Annotated in this window: 13 protein-coding genes; 5 read left to right on the top strand and 8 right to left on the bottom strand. The window is 56.7% G+C overall.

What is annotated here, in order from left to right; all coding sequences use genetic code 11:
- Positions 1–74 precede the first annotated feature (74 nt).
- Positions 75–983, top strand: a complete 909-nt coding sequence (locus tag AB6T85_RS06670) for a LysR family transcriptional regulator (RefSeq protein WP_301289639.1) — start codon at positions 75–77, stop codon at positions 981–983.
- Here the strand turns inward: AB6T85_RS06670 and yjdN are convergent.
- Positions 973–1,413 carry a VOC family metalloprotein YjdN gene (gene yjdN / locus AB6T85_RS06665; RefSeq protein WP_125290238.1) on the bottom strand — a complete coding sequence of 147 codons (441 nt, stop codon included), beginning with the start codon at positions 1,411–1,413 and terminating at the stop codon, positions 973–975. The two genes, AB6T85_RS06670 and yjdN, sit on opposite strands and share 11 nt — an antisense overlap.
- Before the next feature lie 970 nt (positions 1,414–2,383).
- Here yjdN and AB6T85_RS06660 point away from each other — a divergent pair.
- The 3 genes from AB6T85_RS06660 to AB6T85_RS06650 are packed head-to-tail and all read left to right on the top strand — an operon-like array spanning position 2,384 to position 3,912.
- Positions 2,384–2,866, top strand: coding sequence for an Hcp family type VI secretion system effector (locus AB6T85_RS06660; protein WP_253456029.1), 483 nt, complete (start codon positions 2,384–2,386; stop codon positions 2,864–2,866).
- Between the two features lie 27 nt (positions 2,867–2,893).
- Positions 2,894–3,493, top strand: coding sequence for a peptidoglycan recognition protein family protein (locus tag AB6T85_RS06655; protein ID WP_253456032.1), 600 nt, complete (start codon positions 2,894–2,896; stop codon positions 3,491–3,493).
- The gene (locus tag AB6T85_RS06650) at positions 3,487–3,912 is read left to right on the top strand and encodes a hypothetical protein (protein ID WP_301252139.1); all 426 of its coding nucleotides are present in this window, start codon (positions 3,487–3,489) and stop codon (positions 3,910–3,912) included. The genes AB6T85_RS06655 and AB6T85_RS06650 overlap by 7 nt, the downstream gene beginning before the upstream one ends.
- Positions 3,913–4,182: 270 nt before the next feature.
- On the opposite strand, the gene AB6T85_RS06645 is transcribed toward AB6T85_RS06650, so the two are convergent.
- The 4 genes from AB6T85_RS06645 to AB6T85_RS06630 form a co-directional block, all read right to left on the bottom strand.
- Positions 4,183–5,496 (bottom strand): c-type cytochrome, encoded by a 1,314-nt coding sequence (locus AB6T85_RS06645; RefSeq protein ID WP_369895289.1) that lies wholly within the window; start codon positions 5,494–5,496, stop codon positions 4,183–4,185.
- An 11-nt stretch (positions 5,497–5,507) separates the two neighbouring features.
- Entirely contained in the window at positions 5,508–7,292 is a 1,785-nt protein-coding gene (locus AB6T85_RS06640) for a GMC family oxidoreductase (RefSeq protein WP_253456038.1), read from the bottom strand.
- A 2-nt stretch (positions 7,293–7,294) separates the two neighbouring features.
- The gene (locus AB6T85_RS06635; RefSeq protein ID WP_301730335.1) at positions 7,295–8,029 is read right to left on the bottom strand and encodes a gluconate 2-dehydrogenase subunit 3 family protein; all 735 of its coding nucleotides are present in this window, start codon (positions 8,027–8,029) and stop codon (positions 7,295–7,297) included.
- 513 nt (positions 8,030–8,542) lie between these two features.
- Positions 8,543–11,425: an EAL domain-containing protein gene (locus AB6T85_RS06630; RefSeq protein WP_301252137.1), complete on the bottom strand. Its 2,883-nt coding sequence runs from the start codon at positions 11,423–11,425 to the stop codon at positions 8,543–8,545.
- Between the two features lie 461 nt (positions 11,426–11,886).
- On the opposite strand from AB6T85_RS06630, the gene sbmA reads away from it, so the two are divergent.
- Positions 11,887–13,089 (top strand): peptide antibiotic transporter SbmA, encoded by a 1,203-nt coding sequence (gene sbmA / locus AB6T85_RS06625; protein ID WP_253456047.1) that lies wholly within the window; start codon positions 11,887–11,889, stop codon positions 13,087–13,089.
- 36 nt (positions 13,090–13,125) lie between these two features.
- On the opposite strand, the gene AB6T85_RS06620 is transcribed toward sbmA, so the two are convergent.
- From AB6T85_RS06620 to AB6T85_RS06610, 3 genes are all read right to left on the bottom strand, one after another.
- Positions 13,126–14,772 (bottom strand): dihydroxyacetone kinase subunit DhaK, encoded by a 1,647-nt coding sequence (locus tag AB6T85_RS06620; RefSeq protein ID WP_369895092.1) that lies wholly within the window; start codon positions 14,770–14,772, stop codon positions 13,126–13,128.
- A 768-nt stretch (positions 14,773–15,540) separates the two neighbouring features.
- On the bottom strand, positions 15,541–17,085 hold the full coding sequence (locus tag AB6T85_RS06615; protein WP_253456056.1) for a methyl-accepting chemotaxis protein: 1,545 nt from the start codon (positions 17,083–17,085) through the stop codon (positions 15,541–15,543).
- A 259-nt stretch (positions 17,086–17,344) separates the two neighbouring features.
- Complete coding sequence (locus AB6T85_RS06610; RefSeq protein WP_369895090.1) at positions 17,345–22,066, bottom strand: autotransporter outer membrane beta-barrel domain-containing protein; 4,722 nt, start codon at positions 22,064–22,066, stop codon at positions 17,345–17,347.
- Positions 22,067–22,150 lie beyond the last annotated feature (84 nt).

Here is a 22,150-nt window from a genome sequence, read left to right as displayed (position 1 = left end):
ATTAAGCTTAATAGAGAATTAAAATCCTATTAGAGGTATAAATTCATATTATTTGAGAATATGAGTCATGAATAATGATCGGTCGGGATCGCCTTAAAGATATCACCCCCTTTGTCGCCAGCGTGGAACACGGCAGTTTTACCGCCGCCGCCGATTCGTTGCATCTGACCAGTTCAGCCATCAGCAAAAGCGTGGCAAGGCTGGAAGCCCGGCTCGGCTCGCGGCTGTTTGAACGCACCACGCGACGACTGGCGCTGACGGATGCCGGTCAGGCCTTTTATGAAACCTGTACGCGTGTGCTGAGCGAGCTGGCGGAAGCGGAATCCGTACTGGCCGCCCAGCGCGCCATTCCGGTCGGACGGCTGCGGATTGCCGTGCCCAACACCTTTGGCCGGATGCGGGTGATGCCGCTTATCAACGAATTTTGCCAGCAGAACCCGGAGATGCAGATTGCCCTCTCTTTCTCCGATCGCTTTGTCGATCTGTTTGAGGAAGGCGTGGATATCGCGATACGTATTGGCGGCTCGACAGATTTTCCGCCCTCGCTGGGCTGCCGCTTTTTGGGTAATGAAAGGCTGATCTTCTGCGCTTCGCCGGACTATCTGGCGCAGCACGGCGTGCCCGACTCTTTGCAGGCGCTGACCGAAAGGCGAGCCATTGTTTACGATCGGGTAGATGGCAGCACCAGTCCGTGGCATATCCGTTCGCCGGATGGACGAACGATAACCCGAACCCTGCCTTATCGGATGGCGTTAGGGGATGGCGAAGCCCAGGTCGCCGCCGTAGTAGCCGGACTCGGCGTGGCGCAAATGGCGACCTGGCTGCTGGAAAAAGAGTTGGCCAGCGGCGCGCTGGTACCGATCCTGCCAGAGCTGGCGGTAGAAGGTCTGCCGCTATTTATCGTCTGGCCGCGCAGAAAGCAGCTGCTGCCGAAGGTCGACGCGCTGCTTGCCACGCTGGATCGGCTGAAAATCAGTCAGTAGCGGGTTTATTTACGTTGATGCGCCACGGCACGCCGAACTTATCGATCAGCGTACCGAAACCGGCCGCCCAGAAGGTTTCTTCCCATTCCAGCGTGACCTTACCGCCAGCGGAAAGATTATCGAACCAGCGTTTGCCTTCGGCAGGATCGTTGCTCGACAGGCTGACGGCAAAACCGTTATAGCTTACCGCTTCCGCGCTGTCGCTCATTTGCAGCTCGCCGTCGCCGATATGCAGCAGCGCGTGCATGATTTTATCATCCGCTGGCTGTTCCGCGCTTGGGCTGTTCTGTTTCTGCGGCTGCTGTTTTTTCTCCGCAGGCACGTCACCCCAGGTCATTTTAACCGTCAGTTCGGCTCCCGTGGCCTGCTGATAAAAAGCGATAGCCTCTTCACAGTTTCCCGAAAAGTATAAATAAGGCGAAAGTTGCATAACATCTCCTTCGTTTGAGGTATGTGCTGAAGAACAAGCTCGAAGAAAGTGTAGCAGGCGACTGAGATCTGGCGCTTAATTACATGTTACTGAATAAAAACGCATGCCAGGAAAAGCAGAACGTTCTTCTGTCCGGCTCTGGCAGGAAGGCTCGTCGGTTTAAACCAGACGCTTTCGACACGGCAAAAAAACGGCCAGTTTGCTGGCCGCTTCATCTGAAAGGTATAAAAATATGTTGCCCTGCTACCGACGCTATCCGGGCCAACGCTTTCATGCCTTTGCCGTTACTCTTTGCCTCAGGTCGTTCCAGTAGTTGCGACAGGAGCGGTAATAAACAAGCGCTCGCCCGCGCTAATTATCTGCGTCCGTTTCAACATCATTTTTCTGGTAACCTCTTCCTGGCGACTATGGCATGTAGCTGACGATAAGATTCCATCTGGTCTCAAAAGCGACGGATATTGCGTTTCAATTGCGGGTCTCGCAGAAACTTCTGTGTGTAAATGTGCGGCCCAACCGGTATATCAAAATAACGCCTGTGTTGTCGTATTGGTTGTTATATACGTATTCAGCTTGCGGAGCGGCATTATCAGCGTCATTTTTTTGACCCTGGTGTAGTGACGTTGCGAGCAAGATTGACCTTTGCAGGGGTAATAAAATAAGTGTTGATTTAGCTGAGTAGCAGCGGTTTTATAACGGGGAACCGGCCTTGTGTAAACCGCCAGTGGCCCGGCTTTGACCATGCCCCGGCAGCAGTGCGCCAGGGAGACAAGCCAAGCGTTCCAAAGTTGAACCAGCTGGCAAGTTCAGTCCCGGAAGCCAGAGCGATTGCAGATGTTCTTCAGGCACGATGGCGTGAAATATCCAACCAGCGGTCTGACAGAGATGTTTTCAGTTACGTGATCAACCTTTATTGGAAGTTTATACGAGGCAAAGAAAAGCAGTAATCATTTTATTTATACAAGGAAGAATTATGGCTCAGGATATTTTCATAAAATTTAATGGAATTGAAGGCGAGTCTCAGGATTCTACACATAAAGGTGAAACAGAAATCCTGAGTTGGGAATGGTCTGTCAGACAGGCATCAAATATGCACCTGGGATGGGGTGGCGGCGCCGGGAAGTGTACCGTTGACGACTTGTATTTTGAACATTATATCGATAAGACCAGCACCAACTTACTTCATTATTGTCTTACTGGAAAACGTATACCTGAAGCCGTTTTGACTGTCAGAAAAGCTGGCGGCTCTCCGCTGGAGTATATGCACATTACGCTTCAGGATATTATCATCACCGGCGTAAATCCTGTGTATCTCAATACCATGCGCGTCCCGCGTGAAGCGGTCAGCCTCGCGTTCTCCAGGATAAAGATGGATTACGTTTTGCGAAATGCGGGGAGAAATATAGCGGGTACGGTTTCTATGGGATATGATATTAAAGCTAATACGGATATTTAACTATAAGTAATATAAGGGAATATAACTATGCTATTCGTTAATAAAAATGGGTTAGTGGATGCGGAACGTATTATCGTCAGACGTTTCAGCACGATAGAGCGTGGCAAACTGGACAAAGTAAATGGGATTATCGTACATCAGACCGGAGGATCGACAGCAGAAAGCTCTTTTAACAGTTATAAAAACACAGGTGCAAATGGTGCACATTTTCTGATAGATAAAGACGGTACTATTTACCAGACAGCTTCAGTCTTTAAAATTACTTATCATGTCGGCAATATAAGATCCAGATGCTACATGGAAAAGAAATGCAAACCTTCGGAAATTTCCAAAATAAAGCCATTACTGAATAAATATAAGCAGCTCTCTCGTTTAGAACAGAAAAAGCCATATCCAGAAAGATACCCTGCTAACTTTGATTCTCTGGGCATAGAAATAGTTGGAAAACCTGTTTCAGGTGAAGACCAGGATGCTATTTATGAAAAGATCAATGATGCCCAAAACAGTTCATTGAAATGGCTTGTAGCTGAACTTTCTGACACATTAAAAGTATCGATGACTGAAATTTTCAGACATCCTGAAGTATCATATAAAGTTAAGACAGAAGCGGGTACAGCACAATGGTAAAAAAAATTTTCGTCATGCTGTGTGTGTTTTTTACTATAAATATAGCTTTTGCAGGACATATGGCGACCCGAAAAATCACAGGCATTAAAATTGATGAAACGGGAAAAACCGAAGATGAATCAGGAAATGTCAAAAATGGCTGCCTGGCATTTAAAATAACAGAGCGAGACGTGACGGATTTTTTTTCTGAGGCGTATCCGGTGCCTTTAAGTTTTAATGTACATGATCGTTATTCACCCTGTTATGCTAAAGGGACTATTGAATTTAGCAACAACACCCGTGGTAAATGGAAAATATTCTCCAGTGGAGGAGGAACACTACGATGGGACACTGGTGATGTAGTAACTTTATTTTATAATGATTATAAATGGACAGATCCTTTCGAAGGAACATACACGTCTGATGACGAGCTTGATTAACAATCAAAATCTGCTCCCAACCATTAAGGTACACGCCTGACTGGCGTACCTTATTTACTGGGTGTTTCAACTTTTACAGCGCAATCTGGCCGGGCTGGAAAAGGGTGCCGGGTAACAAAATTTTGGCGGTTCCGGCGTAACTCTTGGTAATGAGCGGACATCAATGCCGTTTTCTGCATCTTTGTGGAAGCAATCTGTCCCCGGATCGGGCACGCCGTCTACAATCTGAAGCGGCCATTTACTGGCCGCTTTTTTACCGGTCAAAGTCGCTTATTTCACTTCAGTCAGCTTCTCAATATCCACGCTGCCCTGCTGTTCAGCGTCGTTTTTACGCACTTTCGCCACGTCGCTGGCGCTAACCTGCTCTTTGGCCGTATTGCCCCAGCTGGTGCGGATAAAGTTCACCACGTCGGCGACCTGCTGGTCGTTCAGCCGCCAGCCGAAAGCCGGCATGGCGATGGCAGAAGGGGCACCCTTCACGCCCGGTAGCGTCGCGCCGCTGATAACGATATGGATAAGCGAGGTTGGATCTTCCGCCAGCACCACAGGATTGCCGCTCAGCTGCGGGAAGAAGCGCTTATAGCCGCTGCCGTCCGTTTTATGGCAGGCCGCGCAGCTGTCGACGTACACCGACGCGCCCGGTTTGCTGTCGTCGCCCTTCCACAGCGCCTTCGCTACCTTGTCATCCGGCGTAAAGCCGACCTGATTTAAGTCTTTCGCGCCCAGGGATTTCAGATAGCGCGCAATGGCGGTGATATCTTCGTCGCTTAAATGCTGTAAACTGTGCTGCACCACTTCGGTCATGCCGCCAAAGGCCGCGGTACGATCGTTGCGGCCATAGCGCAGGAACTGCGTCAGATCGTCTTCACTCCAGCGGCCCAGTCCGTCACGGCTGTCGCCGCGCAGGTTGTTGGCGGTAAAGCCGTCAATCGGCGAGCTGCTGCCGGAAAGGTAGTCGCTGCCTTCGCCGTCGTTCAACGCTTTTTCCTGCATGGTCAGGCTACGCGGGGTATGACAGGCGCCGCAGTGGCCCAGGCCTTCCACCAGATACTGACCGCGAGCCAGCACCGCATCCTGCCCTTTAATCGCCTGGAAAGCTTTTACGTCCGGTGCAAACAGCCCGCGCCAGATCGACAGCGGCCAGCGCATCGACAGCGGCCAAGGAATGTCGCTTTTCCTGTTTTCGGCCTCAACCGGCTTCACGCCATGCATAAAGTAGGCGTAAAGCGCGTGCATATCCTCATCGTTAACCACGGCATAGGAAGGATAAGGCATCGCCGGATAGAGCGTGTCGCCGTTCTTCGCTACGCCGTGGCGTACCGCTTTCTGAAAGTCGTCATAGCTGTAATCGCCAATGCCGGTTTTCTTATCGGGCGTGATGTTGGTGGAGTAAATCTTGCCGATGGGCGTCGCCATCGCCAGCCCGCCGGCAAAAGATTCGCCACCCATTTTGGTATGGCAGGCCACGCAGTCACCCGCGCGCGCCAGATACTCGCCGCGCTTGATCAGATCGGCGCCGTTATCCTCCGCCGCCGCAACAAAGGTGGTCATACCCAGCATCAGAGCCGGGATCAGCATTTTCATCATGGTCATCCTTACGCCTGCACCAACGGACCTGGACTTGGAAGGTACTGTTCACGAATCGCTTTCGCTGACCAGTAGGTCAACGCCGCCACCATGCCGGTCGGGTTGTAGCCCAGACCCTGCGGGAAGGCGGACGCGCCCGGAACAAACACGTTCGGCACATCCCAGCTTTGCAGATAGCGGTTAACCGCGCTGGTTTTCGGATCTTCGCCCATGATCGCGCCGCCGTTCATATGCGTGGTCTGATACACGGTGGTGTCGAAATGCGTGCCCGGCATTTTCGGCGCGCCGCTGATCAGTTTCGGGTTCATCGCTTCGGCGATTTTGTGCATCCGGCCATGCATAAACTGCGACATTTTGATGTCGTTTTCCTGCCAGTCGAAGGTCATACGCAGCAGCGGCTGGCCGAAGGCATCCTTGTAGTTCGGATCCAGATCCAGATAGTTGTTGCGATAGGACTGGTGCGCGCCGTGCGCGTCCATCGAGACATGATGCGTATAGTGATCGGCGACCGCCGCTTTCCACTTGCTGCCCCAGCCTGGCGTGCCCGGCGGCGTCGGCAGGCCGGAGATCGGCTTCACGCCCGCCTGGTTAACCCAGAACGGCGAGCCGCCGACAAAGCCATATTTGCCGTGGTCGAAGTTATCCGCGTTGAAGTCGTCCACGCCCACGCCCGCGCCGCCCGCGCCGATAAAGTTGTTGGTAAAGACGTCTTTATCAAAGAAGGCCTTGATGGTGGAAATATTCTGATAGGCAAAGTTACGGCCTACGGTGCCTTCGTTAGTGACCGGATCGTAAGGCTTGCCGATGCCGGACAGCAGCATCAGGTGCACGTTATGGAACTGGAAGGCGGACAGGATCACCAGGTCGGCGGGCTGCTCGATCTGGCGGCCAAGCGCATCGACATAGGTCACGCCGGTAGCGCGCTTTTTGTCGTCGGTCAGGTTGACGCGCAGCACGTTGGCGTTTTCGCGCAGCTCAAACTTCGCTTCCTGACGTAGCGCAGGCAGCACGTTAACGTTCGGCGACGCTTTGGAATACATATAGCAGGCGTAGCCGCTGCAATAGCCGCAGAAGTTGCACGGCCCCATCTGCGCGCCGTAGGTGTTGGTGTACGGGCCGGAAGTATTGGCGGAAGGCAGATCGTAAGGATGATAGCCAACGGATTCAGCGGCCTGCGCGAACAGCTGCGCGGAGAAGGTTCGCTTCTGCGCGGGCAGCGGGAACTTGTCGGAGCGATCCGGCGCGAACGGGTTGCCGCGTCCCTGCTGGCCGACGACTTTGCCCTTAACGCGCCATTCCGAGCCGGAGGTGCCAAACACTTTTTCGGCCTTATCAAAAAACGGCTCCAGCTCGTCATAGGTGACGCCGAAATCCTGAATGGTCATGCCCTCAGGAATAAACTTTTTGCCGTAGCGCTCTTCATAGTGGCTGCGCATCCGCAGCTCGATCGGATCGACGCGGAAATGCACGCCTGACCAGTGCAGGCCCGCGCCGCCGGTGCCGGTGCCGGGTAAAAACGCGGCAAGCTGGCGATAGGGCTGCGCGGTCTGCGCCGAGTTATGGCGGATGGTCACGGTGCTTTTGGAGAGATCCTGGAACAGCTTTTTACGGATGTTATAGGTCAGCTCATCAATAACCTGCGGATACGCGCCGTCAGGATAGGTGTCGCGATGCGGGCCACGCTCCAGCGCAACCACGTTCAGGCCCGCTTCGGTCAGCTCTTTCGCCATGATCGATCCCGCCCAGCCGAAGCCTACGATCACCGCATCTACTTTTTTCATTACGTTTGCCATGCTTATGCTCTTTCCCCACGAATCGACACCGGCGGGAACGGATAGCGCTCGCCCCGTTCAACCCAGTCCATAAAATCAGCGCGCGCGCCCGGAAAGCCGATCAGCTTCCAGCCGACCATATTCTGATTGCCGCCATGCACAGGATCGCTGAAGAAGCCTTCGCGCGTGTTCTGTAACAGGAAAGAGAAGAAAACCTTAGCCGGAACCTGTTTGAATTCGGCTTTGCCGGCTTCAAAGGCCTGTAGCAATGCGTCCTGCTGGTCGTGGCTCAGGTCGGCGAACGCTTTGCCGTGCTGCGCTTTGGAGAAAGCATCCGCGTCCGCCAGGCCCAGGCGGTAAATATCGCGCGGGATCAGCGGGTACTGATAGCCCAGCTCTTTGTCGGCATCGGGATGGAAAGGCCCCTGCATATACCAGTTGGAACCGGTCGCGTAAGGCGTGTTCATCTGACGATCGATATACTCCGGCACGCCCGCTTCCAGCGCGCCGGGGCCGCGTTCGTCGGCAGGGATCAGGCGCGCCACGGCCGCCTTAATAAAAGCGTACTCTTCCGGGGTAAACCAGGTGGGCTGGTAATCGCGGGCCTGCTGCGGCCCTGCAGGCTCGGGCGCGGCTACGGCTGCGGCTGGCGCGGTTAACGCGCCCAGGCCCGTGCTGCCAATCGCCACGGCGGGCGCAAGCGTAATGGTTCTCAGCAGAAAGTCCCTGCGGGAGCTTCCGATCGTTTCTTTTGACATGACATTGCCTTTTAAAATGGCCTGGTTGTTCGGCTGTAAGCATTCGTGATGGGAGACCCGCTAGCCTGTTTTTTTATAAAAATCGGGCGCTAGCGTGATCTGAATCAATGTTACCGGTAACAATTTATGGATTTTAACAGGAATCGGCGCAAAAAATTAGCGTAAATAAACAAAATGGCACAATTTCATTAACAACCAGGCAGGCGGAAAGAGAGAGGCACGTCACCAGAGAGGGCCAGCGCGCAGCAGAGCGTTATAAGGGATGAGCTATTGAAGAACGCGCGGCCGCAGCAGAACCAGCATGCAGCCTGACGTTGTAAGGGATGAGCTACTGAAGAACGCGCGGCCGCAGAAGGCCAGCGCCTTATGATGGATGAGCCGCAGAAGGCCAGCTTGTCACATTGCGCGCGAATGATTTAGCCAAAGGCGCGCGCAAGGCCAGCGCGCAGCACGACGCCCTGGTGGATAAGCTACGCGGCGATCGTAGCCATAACGCTGTTCAGGATCGGGCCGCTAAGGGTGAACCTGGCCGTCGCGCTTTTCGTCCAGGCCAAACAGCTTCAGCCGCGTCTCCGACGGCTGCGGGCGGCCAAAATAATACCCCTGGAACAGCGTACAGCCTTCGATTTTCAGCTGCTCGAACTGCTCGCTGCTCTCCACCCCTTCCGCCGTGATTTGAATATCCAGGCTGCGGCTCATGCCCGTAATGGCCCGGATAATGGCCAGCGCCTCGCGGCTCTCTTTCATATCGTTGATAAACGACTTGTCGATTTTGATCTTATCGAACGGGAAAGAACGCAGATAGCTGAGCGACGAGTAGCCGGTGCCGAAGTCATCCAGCGCGATGCGCACGCCCAGCTTTTTCAGCTTTTGCAGAATGCGGATATTGACCAGGGTGTTGTCCAGCAGCACCGACTCCGTGATCTCCACTTCCAGCCGGTGCGGGGCCAGCCCGGAATCCTTCAGCGCCGCTTCCACTACCGACACCAGCGAACTGTTTTTAAACTGGAGCGGCGAAAGGTTGACCGCCACGCTCTGATGCGCCGGCCACTTCGCTGCCTCGCGGCAGGCTTCGTACAGCGCGAAGGCGCCCAGCGAGTGGATCAGCCCGGTTTCTTCCGCCACGGGAATAAAGTCCAGCGGCATAATCAGCCCCTGTTTCGGATGGTGCCAGCGCATCAGCGCTTCGTAGCTGATGATCTCCTGGCCCAGACTATCGGTAATCGGCTGGTAATACAGCTTGAGGTGGCGATGGGTCATTGCCTCGCGCAGATCGGTTTCAATCATGCGGCGCTTGCTGGCGGCTTCGCCCATTTCGCTGGAGAAATGCTCAAAGCGGTTGCGGCCGTTGCGTTTGGCTTCGTACAGCGCCATATCGGCACAGCGCAGCAGCTCGGCGGGGGTAGTCAGACCGCCTGCGACAATAGAAATGCCGATGCTCAGCCCTACCGTCAGGCTATGTCCGTCGACGTTGAAGGTCGGACGGATGGCCTCAATCAGTCTTTGCGCCACCGCTTCGGCTTCCTGTAAATGCGTCAGGCCCGGCAGTACGATAGAGAATTCATCGCCGCCGTTGCGCGCCAGCGTATCCTGTTCACGCAGCACGCCGCGCAAACGGCTGGCGACGGCGCGCAGCAGATCGTCGCCGACCTGATGGCCCAGCGCGTCGTTGACGTTCTTGAAGTTATCCAGATCCAGACAGAGCGCCGCCGTCTGTTTACCATTATCGAAATCGCAGCGCAGCGCCTCGTTCAGCCGCTGGCTGAACAGCACGCGGTTCGGCAGGCTGGTCAGGTTATCGTGATGCGCCATATGATGAATGCGCGCATCAGCCGCGCGCTGATCGGTAACGTCGTCAGCAATCAGCAGCACGTAGTTAGTATGGGCGTCGTTGCCGTTAATAATCGAGGCCGAAGCGTTGATGATCCGTTCGCCGCCACGGGTACGCAACAGCTGCTCGTTTTTATGCACGCCTTCATTGCGCTGTGCGGCGGTCGCCAGCTGGGAAAAATAGCCGCTCAGCTCTGAGGGCATGTAATCGTCCAGCCTTTTGCCGGCAAGCTCTTTCATTTTTACGCCCAGCAGCTGCTCCGCTTTGCTGTTCAGCAGCAGCACCTCGCGCGATACCACGTCTTCCACTATCACACAGCAGGGAATATTGCCGATAATGGTGTCGAGAAACTTCGACAGCGCGGCCATCTTATTGCTGTTCTGCTCTGCCAGATCTTTTGCCCGCAGGATCTGCTGTTCGTACTCGCGCAGTTCAGTGCAGTCGCGGGTAATTTTGGCAAAGCCAAGCAGGCGGCCTTCTTTAGTATGAATCGCTTCGATCACCACGTGCGCCCAGAAGGCGCTGCCGTCTTTGCGATAGCGCCAGCCCTGATCTTCAAAACGCCCAACGCTTTGCGCAATCGCCAGGTTTTTGTCGGGCAGGCAGGCAAAGCGATCCTGCGCGCTGTAAAAGCAGGAGAAGTGTTCGCCGACGATTTCCTCCGCCGTATAGCCTTTGGCGCGATGCGCGCCGGCATTCCAGTTCACCACATGGCCCTGGGGATCGAGCATATAGATGGCGTAGTCGGTGACGCCCTCCACCAGCAGACGGAACACCTGTTCCCTTTCGCGCTGTTCTTGCAGCACGCGCTGTTGTTCAGTGCAGTCGCGGGTGATTTTGGCGTAGCCGATTAGCCTGCCGTCGTCGTCGTGCACGGCGTCAATGACCACGTGCGCCCAGAAAGAGGTGCCGTCTTTACGATAGCGCCAGCCCTGCTCTTCGAATCGGCCGGTACGGTAGGCGGTTTTCAGGTTGGTTTCCGGGAGCTTAGCCAGCCGGTCTTGCGTGCTGTAAAAGCAGGAGAAGTGTTTGCCGACGATTTCTTCCGCCGTATAGCCTTTGGAACGCCTTGCGCCTTCGTTCCAGTTCACCACATAGCCGTCGGGATCGAGCATGTAGATGGCGTAATCGACCACGCCTTCGACCAGCAGACGGAATTTCTGCTCCTGGGCGCGCTGTTCGGCAAGCTGAGCCTGCTGTTCGGTGCAGTCGCGGGTAATTTTGGCGAAGCCGATTAGCCCGCCGTCGTCGTCGTGCACGGCGTCAATCACCACATGCGCCCAGAAAGCGCTGCCGTCTTTGCGGTAGCGCCAGCCTTCGGTTTCAAAACGTCCTTTTTCGCGGGCGATGGCCAGGCCGCGCTGCGGCAGACCTTTTTCTCTGTCTTCCGCACTGTAAAAACAGTCAAAATTTCTGCCGATAATTTCATCCGGCAGATAGCCTTTCGCCCGCTCCGCGCCCGCGTTCCAGTTGGCTACGGTGCCGTCAGGTTTCAGCATATAAATGGCGTAGCCGACCACGCTTTGCACCAGCAGTCGGTACATCACATCATTATTTTCGTTCATTTTCTTTCCGCCTGAGGGACGCTGCCCCGAAGAAGGCCTGGCCTGCAGATAAGCGGCCCTCCGCTGCAGGCCCGCCTTTTCTGAAGCAATCCCGCGCCGCTATTCCCTGTAAAACCTTGCTGTATCAGGCTCCGCTGCCTGAAAGTGCCTTATCGTTATCGGCCTCGTTTAAATAACATTCAGCATTTATTTTGCCGGGCCAGGGCGGGGGGACTATGCAGGGTTGAACGCGTGGCTGCAACCCGCGATCGCTACAATCCCGGGATAAGATGTTTGCAGAATATTAAAATAATGGCCTGTAATTTATTAACGCTTCGCGACCGCTATTCACGTTAATGACTGGCGTAACGGAAACACTCGCCTGTTGCAAAGGCGGCGGTCAGACATCAGCGGATACAAAACCGGTAAGACCATTAACGAGTAATCGCGTTAGATGGTGGCCTTACCGTTCTGGAGTCGCTATGTTTAAATCCTTTTTCCCCCGCCCCGCGCTGTTCTTCAGCAGCGCCGCCGTCTGGTGCGCGATCGCCATTCTCGTCTGGTTTGCCGGCGGCAGGCAGTTTCTTACCTCATTCGCCCATGCCGGCCCGCTGCCAAATAACGCCTTGCGCTTTATCGCGCCTTCCGCCCTCGCTTTTTATCTTTATTATTTTGCGGCTTTCGCCCTGTTCGCCGGGTTCTGGCGCGTGTTCAGTCCGCATCCCTGGCAAAATTGGTCGGTAAACGGTTCGGCGCTGATTATTTTTGTGACCTGGTTTTCGGTGCAGATGAACGTTGCTATCAACGCCTGGTATGAGCCGTTTTACGATCTGATCCAGCGCGCGCTGACCCATCCCAATTCAGTGCCGATCGCCACGCTTTATCAGCAGCTGATCGGCTTTCTCAGCATTGCGCTGATCGCCGTGCTGGTGGATGTGCTGAATATGTTCTTTATCAGCCACTATGTTTTCCGCTGGCGCACGGCGATGAACAACTATTATATGGCGCACTGGTCGCGGCTGCGCGGCATTGAAGGCGCGGCGCAGCGCGTGCAGGAAGACACCATGCGCTTCGCCTCGACGCTGGAGGATATGGGCGTCAGCCTGATTAACGCTGTTATGACGCTTATCGCTTTTTTGCCGGTGTTGATTGGGCTATCGGTGCATGTGAAAAACGTGCCGCTGCTGGGTGACCTGCCCTACGCGCTGGTGATTGCCGTGGTGCTCTGGTCGCTGCTGGGCACCGGGCTGCTGGCCGCCGTCGGCATCAGGCTGCCGGGCCTGTCGTTTCGTAATCAGCGGGTGGAGGCGGGCTACCGTAAAGAACTGGTCTATGGCGAAGACGATCCCGCACGCGCCAGTCCGCCCACGGTGCAAAATTTGTTCGGGCTGATCCGTAAAAACTATTTCCGGCTCTACTTTCACTATCTCTATTTTAATATCGCCCGCTCGCTCTATTTGCAGCTGGACGCCGTTTTCGGCCTGGTGGTGCTGTTCCCTTCTATTGTCACCGCCGCCATTACCTTCGGGCTGCTCCAGCAGATCAATAACGTATTTGAACAGGTGCGCGGCGCCTTTCAGTATCTGGTTTATTCGTGGAGCACGCTGGTTGAGCTGTTGTCTATTTATAAACGTCTGCGGCTGTTTGAACAGGTACTGGACAGGGAAGCGGAGGGAGAGCTTTAACAGGGCGCGGAAGGAACCGCGCCCCGGAAGGGCCGCTTATTGTTGCGCGGCCAGCCTGGCGAAGACCTGCTCTACCGCGTAAGCGCCCGGATCCTTCACGCCGTGCAGGCTTTCCTGGTTAAGGTAAGAGGAGCGACCCGCCTGCGCTTTGCTCATCTGCGCCGTTTTTTCCGCGCCCGCTTTTGCCGCCTGCGCCGCCTCTTCTCTACTTTTACCCGCCGTCAGCGCGGCAAAGGCCGGATCCAGCGCGTCAATCATGGTGCGATCGCCCGGCCGCGCGCCGCCGTAGTGCTGCATCCGTTCCAGCCCGTAGCTCAGCGCCTGCGGCAGCGCCTCGCCTTCTTCCAGCTTCTGTCCGGCGGCGGTAAACATAATCGACATCAGCACGCCGCTGGATCCGCCCATCACCACCGCCAGCTCTTCGCCAATCAGCGTTAGCAGGTTTTCTGGCTCGTTCAGCGGCAGCCTGTTCGCTTCCAGCTCGGCGAGGATTTTTTTCGCCCCGGCGGCAAAGGTCGAGCCGGTGTCGCCATCGCCCACTTTGGCATCCAGCTGGTTAAGCTCGGTCTCCAGCTCTGCCAGCGTGCGGCAAACGGTAGCAACTATGGCGGCCGTTGATGCATTTTCCGAAGGCGCAAAATGCTGCTGCCGCGCAACTTTTTCGCTCTGGCGCGTATTAAGCGGCGCAGGCTTGCTCGCGGGCTGCCAGCCGCTGGCCTCAACCGGCGCCTGCAACGCTTCCGCCAGCGCGTCGGTCAGCAGCAGCGTCGACAGCGAAAAGCCTTTCATATCCAGCGCGCTAACCAGCGTCGCCGGGCCAATCAGCAGATCGACCTGTTTTCCCAGCGGCGAACGCAGCACCTCGCGCGTCAGCACCGCCATTTCCAGCGAAGAGAATCCGCCCAGGTTATTGATTAACAGCGCCGTTTTTTTATTGTCCGGATTGTGCTCCGCCAGCTTCGCCGCCATCAGTGCAACGATCTCGCGGCTGTCCTGCGTTTTCAGCGTAGAGGCGCCCGGTTCGCCATGAATGCCCATGCCTAACTCGCTTTGGCCTTCTTTAACCCGCTCGTCCCGCTTTTCGCCGGGCACATGGCAGCTGCTGAAGGCCAGACCAAGGCTGGCGGTGGCGGCAATGGCTTCGTTGGCCGCTGCCATCACCTCCTCCAGCGATTTTCCGCTGGCGGCGGCGTAACCGGCGACTTTATGGATCAGCGCCGTACCGGCAATCCCGCGCGGCTGCGGATTATCCGGCAGCGCGATATCATCGGTCACCATCACCAGCTCGACCTTAAAGCCCAGCTTTTTGGCTTTTTCCGCCGCCAGGCCGAAGTTCAGCCGATCGCCCGTGTAGTTTTTAACGATCAGCAGGCAGCCTTTTTCACCCGTGACGTTGATGATAGCGCTGAGTACCGCCTCCACGCTCGGCGAGGCGAAGATATCGCCACAGACGGCCGCGGTCAGCATTCCTTTTCCGACAAAGCCCACGTGGGCCGGTTCATGCCCGGAGCCGCCGCCGGAAATCAGCGCTACGTCCTTTTTATCCCAGTCGTTACGCACCACCACCCGAATATCGGGGCCGGCGTCAAGCAGGCTAAGGCTGTGCCACGGGTTGCCGATCAGCGCGCCTTCAATGGCTTCACTGACCAAATCGCTTTTTTGATGCATGAAAAACTGACTCATAAATCTGTTTTCTCCTGGCTGAAAAGAGCGGACTGAGTCACTAACTGTAGTTGAATTCCTGCGGCGGCCGCGCAGGAAACAGGCAGGGCAAGGAGAAAAGCAGTAACTTAAAATGGACGTGATTTCCCTTTTTTCAGCAACAAACGTTGGTAAAAGCTAACGGAAAAACAACAGAATATTTTATATTTTTTATCACTTTTTGCCGTGGGAGAGTCGTTGCCCTTCTGGTCGGGCCTCTGCGTACCCGCCACAGGAAAACTCCGAATAACTGAAAACAGTACCATGATTACTAAAGAATTTATTATTGCAAACCCCGGCATTATTCCTAATTGTTTCTCTGCGCTGGTTTTGAGATTGCAGTATATCAGTCAATTATTATACAGTTTTGGTTATCGTTCTGCGGCGTTCGGGAAAGCTTCTTTTATCCGACAGCGCTTTCCCCCCTTAACGCAGACGATCCCCCTCTGTAGCAGGATAAGCTTCACCACGCCACCACCAGGGCGTTATGCGGAGCAGGTCGCAAGGCCTGCTCTTTTTTATCGCTGTTTTGGCTGTAAAAAGCCCGGAGGGGCCGCCCGCCTTAAAGCGTTATATCCGTGGAGAGAGCGTAAAACAGGCGTTGCCACCGCGTTTTCGGCCAGGCACCTGGGCAGGAGAATAAGGAAAGCGGGCGGGAATTGTGTTGTACCGTTTAAAAGTATACCGTTCAAAAGGCAGGCTCCGTCCGCTGCTCGCCAAAACGCGGCGCGACCGAAGCCTGCATCACCGTTAGCGGAACACGCTGATCGCTTCCACCAGACGGGTGGCCTGATGCGTCATTCGGCCAGCCGCCTGCGCGCCTTCTTCCACCCGCTCGGCGTTCTGATGGGTGATATTGTCCAGGTCTTCTACCGCCAGGCTGACTTCGCTCAGCGCCGTAGCCTGCTCGGCGGTGGCGGAACTGATCTGCGCAATCAGCGAGGTCACGTTCTGCACCTGAGAAACGATATCCTCCATCGTTTTGCCCGCGTCGTTAACGTGGACGCTGCCGGACTCCACCTTCAGCGCGCTGTTCTCCACCAGGCTTTTTATTTCGCTGGCGGCCTTGGCGCTGCGCTGCGCCAGGCTGCGCACTTCTCCGGCCACCACGGCAAAGCCTTTGCCCTGCTCGCCCGCGCGTGCGGCTTCCACCGCAGCGTTTAGCGCCAGGATATTGGTCTGGAACGCGATCCCATCAATGACGCTGGTGATGTTGGCTATCTTCTTCGAACTGTCGGCAATTTCCGCCATCATGCCGACCATATCCTTCATCACCACGCCGCCTTTGGTCGCGGCATCGCGAGTGCTGGCGGAAAGCGTATTAACCTGCTGCGCCGTGTCGGTATTGCTTTTTACCGTGGCGGTCAGTTCATTCATGGTGGCAGCCGTTTGCTGGACGTTGGCCGCCGCCTGCTCCGTACGACGGCTCAGCTCGTTGTTGCCGTGCGCGATAGCATCGCTGGCGCTCATCACGTTGACCGCCTGGCCGCTGACGTCTTCCAACAGCCAGCGGAACATCAGCCCCAGCTGCCCGACCGCCCGCAGCGTGGTGCCGATTTCATCCACGCGATCCATCTGGTCGACCTGCTGGCAGGCGCCGGTCGCCACGCTCAGCGCCTGTTTGCACAGCCGCTCGACGGGACGGGAAACCTGCTGCTCAAGCCAGCTCGTGGCCAGCAGCAGCAGCACGGCCATGATGGCGCTGAATATCGCCAGCGACTGGCCCGGTAGCCCCAGCGCCCAGACGCCCGCCACGGAGAGCGGCCACAGCGCCAGCAGCGCAGAGCGAATGCGCCAGCGCAGCGGCATGGTTTTCAGCAGCGAGGCCCAGCGCAGCGCCCCGGTACGCACCAGCAGCCCTTTATGGAAGCGCCAGCCCTTACGCTTGCCTTCGCGAAATTCTTTATACAATTTTTCAGCCTGCGCGATCTCCTGCGCGGCGGGACGGGTGCGTACGGACATATGGCCCTGTATCTTACCGTTGCGCACGATCGGCACGGCATTGGCGCGTACCCAGTAGTGATCGCCGTTTTTACGACGGTTTTTCACCAGCGCGGACCAGGGTTCGCCCTGTTGCAGCGTCGCCCACATATCGGCAAACGCTTCCGGCGGCATATCAGGATGGCGCACTATATTGTGAGGCTGCCCGTTGATCTCTTCCGGCGTAAAGCCGCTGACTTTGATGAATACGTCGTTCGCGTAGGTGATATGGCTGCTGGCGTCGGTGGTTGACATCAGCGTGGCGTTCTCATCAAACGCAAATTCCTGCTGTGTTACGGGTTGATTGCTGCGCATGGCGTAAATCCTTGAAGCGGTGACCAGGATTGGGCTTTGAGTGGATAAATTATCATTCGTTATATTTTCGGCCCGTTCCGCCTGAACTTTAGTTGCTAAAGCTAAATTCCATGCAAAGGTTAAAAAACCGCAAAGCCTTACGGACAGCCATCTGGCGAGAAAAGAACCGGTTCCAGCCGCCCGCAAAACCCTGTCGACGACAAGTCATTATTATGCAGAGATGTTTTAGTATGGTGAACGGATCACGCCCGCTGAAAGATCAAAAACGCCACCTTACGCCCGCGTTATAGCCCCAGCCTTTGCCGCCGTTGCCGTCGATTTCTTTCCGATAGTCCGCTTCCGCATAGAGCGACACGTTATTTTTAAAGACGGTGGTGGCGCCGACGCCGGCTTCCCACATCTGACCGAACTTACCGCTGCGGAAGCTCTGCTCAAGGCCGTCCACGCCTTTAGCGCCTATTGTGGTTTTAGCCTGACTGTCCCAGCCTTTGTAATAGTTGGTGCGCAGATAAGGCGTGTACTGGCGGCCGCTGTTATCGCTCCAGCGTCGATCCAGCTTCGCGCCGACGCGCCCAATGGTCTGGTGCGAATCGTCGTAGCTGACCGTCAGGTTATCCCTGTCGCTGAAGTTATCCAGCCCCAGATGCAGGTAAGTCAGCTGGGCTGAAGGCTCCAGCCGCAGCCCGCCGCCCAGCGCAAACGGATAGCCGCTCTCCAGCGAGGCGCTCCAGCCTTTGCCTTTGATCTTTGCCACGTTCTGCCTGCGTGCAATATCCGTTTCGCCACGATGCCAGCTGTAGGAGAGCGTGCCGTCCAGGTAGAAGCCGCTTTCCTGTAGCCAGGTGGCATAAAGCGCCAGCGTATCGCTGTCGAACGTGGTGCTGCTGTAGCCGTCGGCCGCGTCCGGACGGATGCGGCTGTTACCGCGTGTCCAGGCGACGCCGCCGCGCAGGCTGCCGTTGTCCCCATCCAGCTGCACGACGTTGCCGCCTACCTGCAGCGCGCTGTAATCCATATCCAGGTCGTAGCCGAAATTCTGGAAGCTCTGGCTGGTGCTGTAGCGCATGTTGGCGCCGGTATAGCGCAGGAACATTTCCCCGCCGGCCTCGCCCTGGTCCTGACGCAGCTCGCCCAGCCGGTTATGCAGATCGTTAAGCGTGGCTGCGGAATAGTACGCCAGCCCGGTCGGAGCGGAGAGATAAGCAGGCACCTGCGGCACTACCGCCGCACGGGAAACGCCGTTATTCCTGACGAGGCCGTTAGCCAGACGATAGTCGCGAAACTGGCTGCCGCTGCCGTCGACCTGCCGCTGGGCGGCATCGCTGCTGCCCGGCGCAAAGCTGTAGAGATCGTAGCGCCACGGCCCGGCTGCCAGATAGCCGCCCTGGAGCGCAAAGCTGTTGGCGCTGGCACTGCCTGCCACCTGTGCCAGCGAGATGCCTTCGTTCGCCTCAATAACGCCATTTTGATTAGCATCGTTCAGCGCGCCGGTGCTGCCTGCCGCTGGCGTGACGTTAATCAACGTGGTGCCGTTAACATCGCCGTTTACGCGCAGGATGTCGCTGCGCTGGTTGGCGGGCGCGCCGCCGCCGTTAAGCGCGCTGGCGAGCTTCAGCGTGCCGTTCAGCGAGTTCAGCGTGCCGTTGATGGTCAGCGTGTTGCCCGGCGATCCGGAGCCGTTGGTCAGATCCAGCGTACCGGCGTTATTCACCACCAGCGAATCGCTGGTGCCGCCTCTCAGTACGGGATCTACAAGGTTTCCGGCATAGAGCGTGGACTCGCGATCGATATTCAGGGTGCTGTGCGCCAGCTGCAGATTGTCGGTCAACGTCCAGTCGGTATGGTAGAAATTGATGGTGCTCCAGCCCGCGCCCAGGTTGACGCCCCGGCCTGCGTCGTCGCTGGCGAAGGAGCCGCCACGGGCCGCTATCTCGCTCAGGCTGAGCGTGCTGCCTTCGCCGCCCGCCGTGGTGATATGACTAACGTTAGCCAGGCTGACGTTCTGCACAAAGGCCTGGTTATCGATGCCGCTGCCCATCGTCAGGCTGCCGTTGAGGGTGCCGCCGGTCAGCGTCAGCGTATCGGTGCCGTTCCCCGTGTTCACATCGCCCTGCACCGCTCCACCGATCAGGGCGATCCGATCGTCCGTCGCGCCGCCCGCCACGATAACCGTATCGGCATATTGCGCGCCAATCGTGCCTTCGTTAACAAATACCGTGCTGCCGCCGCGCAGATCGATAACGGGCGCCACCGTACCCCACGAGAAGATGTCGCCCCGGTTTACCACTTCGCTGGCGGTCTGGCTGACAATTGCCGAACCGCCGCTTTCAGTGGTGATATAGATGTTTCCCTCTGAGATGACTTTCCCCGTGGTATTGGCGCGGATCCCCGTCCCGCCGCTGCCGACAAGGATCACCATGCCGCGTGGCACCAGCATGTCGGCCTGCGTGGTCGAGCCATCGGCATTAGCAAAGGTGTAGCCCGTTGCGCCGTCGGAAGGTTCGATACCAACGGCAAGCAGTGAATCGAAAGTGGTGGCGGAACGAATGCCGCTGCCGCTGCCCCTGGCATAGATATAGGTGTTGGCCAGGGAAATGTTGGGGGTTTCCGCCAGGTTATTGATGGCGCTGCCGCTGCCGTTTACCGTCAGCGTAGCGCCGTCAATCGACAGCCCGGCGGCGCCTTCTTCCAGCAGAACGGCGTCGGCGCTGCCGTTGCCCGTAATGCTGTTACGGAAGATGCCGTCGCCATACAGCGCAAAATTACCGTTATGGCCCACGCGTACCGCTGCCGTACCACCTGACTCCAGCTGGGCGCTTTCGGGAAAAAATTGCGCGGTGCCTTCGCTCACATCAAACGCGATACCGGTAGCAGCGACCAGACCGCCCTGCATCAAAAAAGAGCCGCCGTTTTGTATCCGTACGCCGGTGCTGTTGTCGCCGGTTAGTTTAACCAACGAAGCGTCTCCCAGCGTTATCCTCGCGCCGTTGGTTATCTGAAAAGCGGTTGCGTTAGCGCCACCGCCAGAAACGCTGCCGCTATCGTAAACCGATGTACCTGCGCCGTCAGCGCGGATGCCGACGGCGCCTTCTCCCCCCAGAGTGATTGGGCCAGTGAGGTAGGCATAAGCGTTGCCGCCCGCCTCGCTTCTTAACCACACCGCCGTATTGTGGGTGTCGCCTGACGGCCCGGTGCTGCCGTTAACGTTGACGATCCCGTCCGAGTAAACGCTGGCAAAGCTGCCGCTGCTGGCGATCGCTTTGATCCCGGTGCCGTTATCGCCATTCAGATTGATCGTCCCGGCGTTGCCGACCAGCCCGCCGCTGCCGGAGTCGATCGCCAGCAGCGCGATATTCTCCTCCGGGCGAAAATCCGCCTGACCGTTAACGTCAATCACGCCGTTATTTTGCAGGCGGGCGTTCGGGCCATTCACCACCTTCATGGCGGTGCTGTTCTGAGTTTGTGCACCCAGTACGATATGCCCGTCATTTACGGCGCTGCCATCACCAATCATATTAATGCCGACGGCGCCGGACAGCCGGGTATCGAAGGCTTCATCCGTCAGAGCATTTTGCGGCGATCGCCCCAGCCAGAGCGTGCCGTCCACAGCATTGGTGAAGCTCGCCTGCGGGCCGTTAACGAACACGCCGCTGGCGCCGTCCGCCGCGCCTGTATTAATGTTGCCGTTATTGATCGCGCTGCCGCTAAAAATCCCCAGGCCAGTGCCGCTGCCTGCGATGTTGATGACGCCGTTATTGGTGAAACGGCTGCCGTCCTGTAGCCGTACCGCATTGCGGCTTTGGCCGACCGTGCTGCTGTCCACGCCGCTGCCATCGGCATTATTGAAGAAGCCGGCATTAATAACGCCGTTATTAACGCCGGTACTGCCGCTAAGCAGCTCCAGCGCGTTGCCATCGGTGATGCCGTTACCGGTACTGGCGACCTTACCGTTGATAATCGCCGTGCCGCCGTTTGCAGCCAGCACCGCGCTGCTGGCGTTCGCCACCTCCAGCGTTTTATTAACCGTAACCCTGGCCTGCGCGCCGTCTGCGCTGAGCACCACCAGTTCGCCAATCGGCTGCGCCGCTTCGTCATCCGCATCCTGCGCCACTATGCCGTAAACGATTTGCCCGCTGGTGAGAGTTACGGCTTTATCCAGCTCGTCACGGTAGCTGTCGGGATTGAGCTGGCCCGTTTCCAGCTGCCCGATAAGCCAGTTGTTATAGTTTTTAAAATCATCAAAGTTGGTCACGTTGAATCGCGTGATGACGTTATTTCTGGTGGCGACGCTGAACTCGCCTTTGTAATCAGCCACGCTGTCTACGGGAAGGGTGAGGTAAGGCCCGCCAGAAGGTGGAAGCGCAGCGGTAAAGGTCAGGCGGTTATCGCCATTCCAGTTCATGTTGCCGCTGCCGGTGGCGGCAAAAAGCCGACTCTGTTTGGCCGCCATGCGCCAGCCGTTGGTTTCTGACGTCGTTGCCGCACCGGACTGGCCGATTGCCACGTTAATGGTGCCTTTACTGACCTGCGCCACGCGGGCGTTAATATATTGCCCGCCTTTGACGTCAACATAGTTTGGCAGCGGCGTATCCAGCCCGAGCGGCGGTATTTCGACCATGCTGGCGGAATTAAAAACGTCAAAGGGACGATAGCCGCCGTTCTCCCAGTCCGGGACATAAATGGTGTAACCGCCTGTACCGGGATCCAGGCCCGGCCTTTCTGCCAGCGACAGGTCAGGGTTATTCACACGGCCCTGTAGCTCTCTCAGCGTAAAGCTTTGCTCGCCGCTCAGCCCCGGCGAAAACTGCTGGTTGCCGCTAAGCGTTTGCGTGGAGCCGTTGCAGACGCAAAAAGCGCCGACTTTATTATCATTAACATAGGGTGAAAAGGGTTTCAGCGTCGCCGCCTGGCTGTAAAAAGCAGGCGCTATCGCGCCCTGTGCCGCAATAAGGCTTAACAAAAGGGGATGTAATTTAAACAAGGATATTTCCTCCAGAGCTGAAGAAAAAAGTAAAAAACATCTCGCCGTAAAAATGCGATTGCAGACGGCAGGCGGCGTGACGAA

It is taken from the genome of Erwinia aeris, from assembly GCF_041224955.1.
Classification (GTDB): domain Bacteria; phylum Pseudomonadota; class Gammaproteobacteria; order Enterobacterales; family Enterobacteriaceae; genus Erwinia; species Erwinia aeris.
This window is presented reverse-complemented; position numbering and strand designations above follow the sequence as displayed.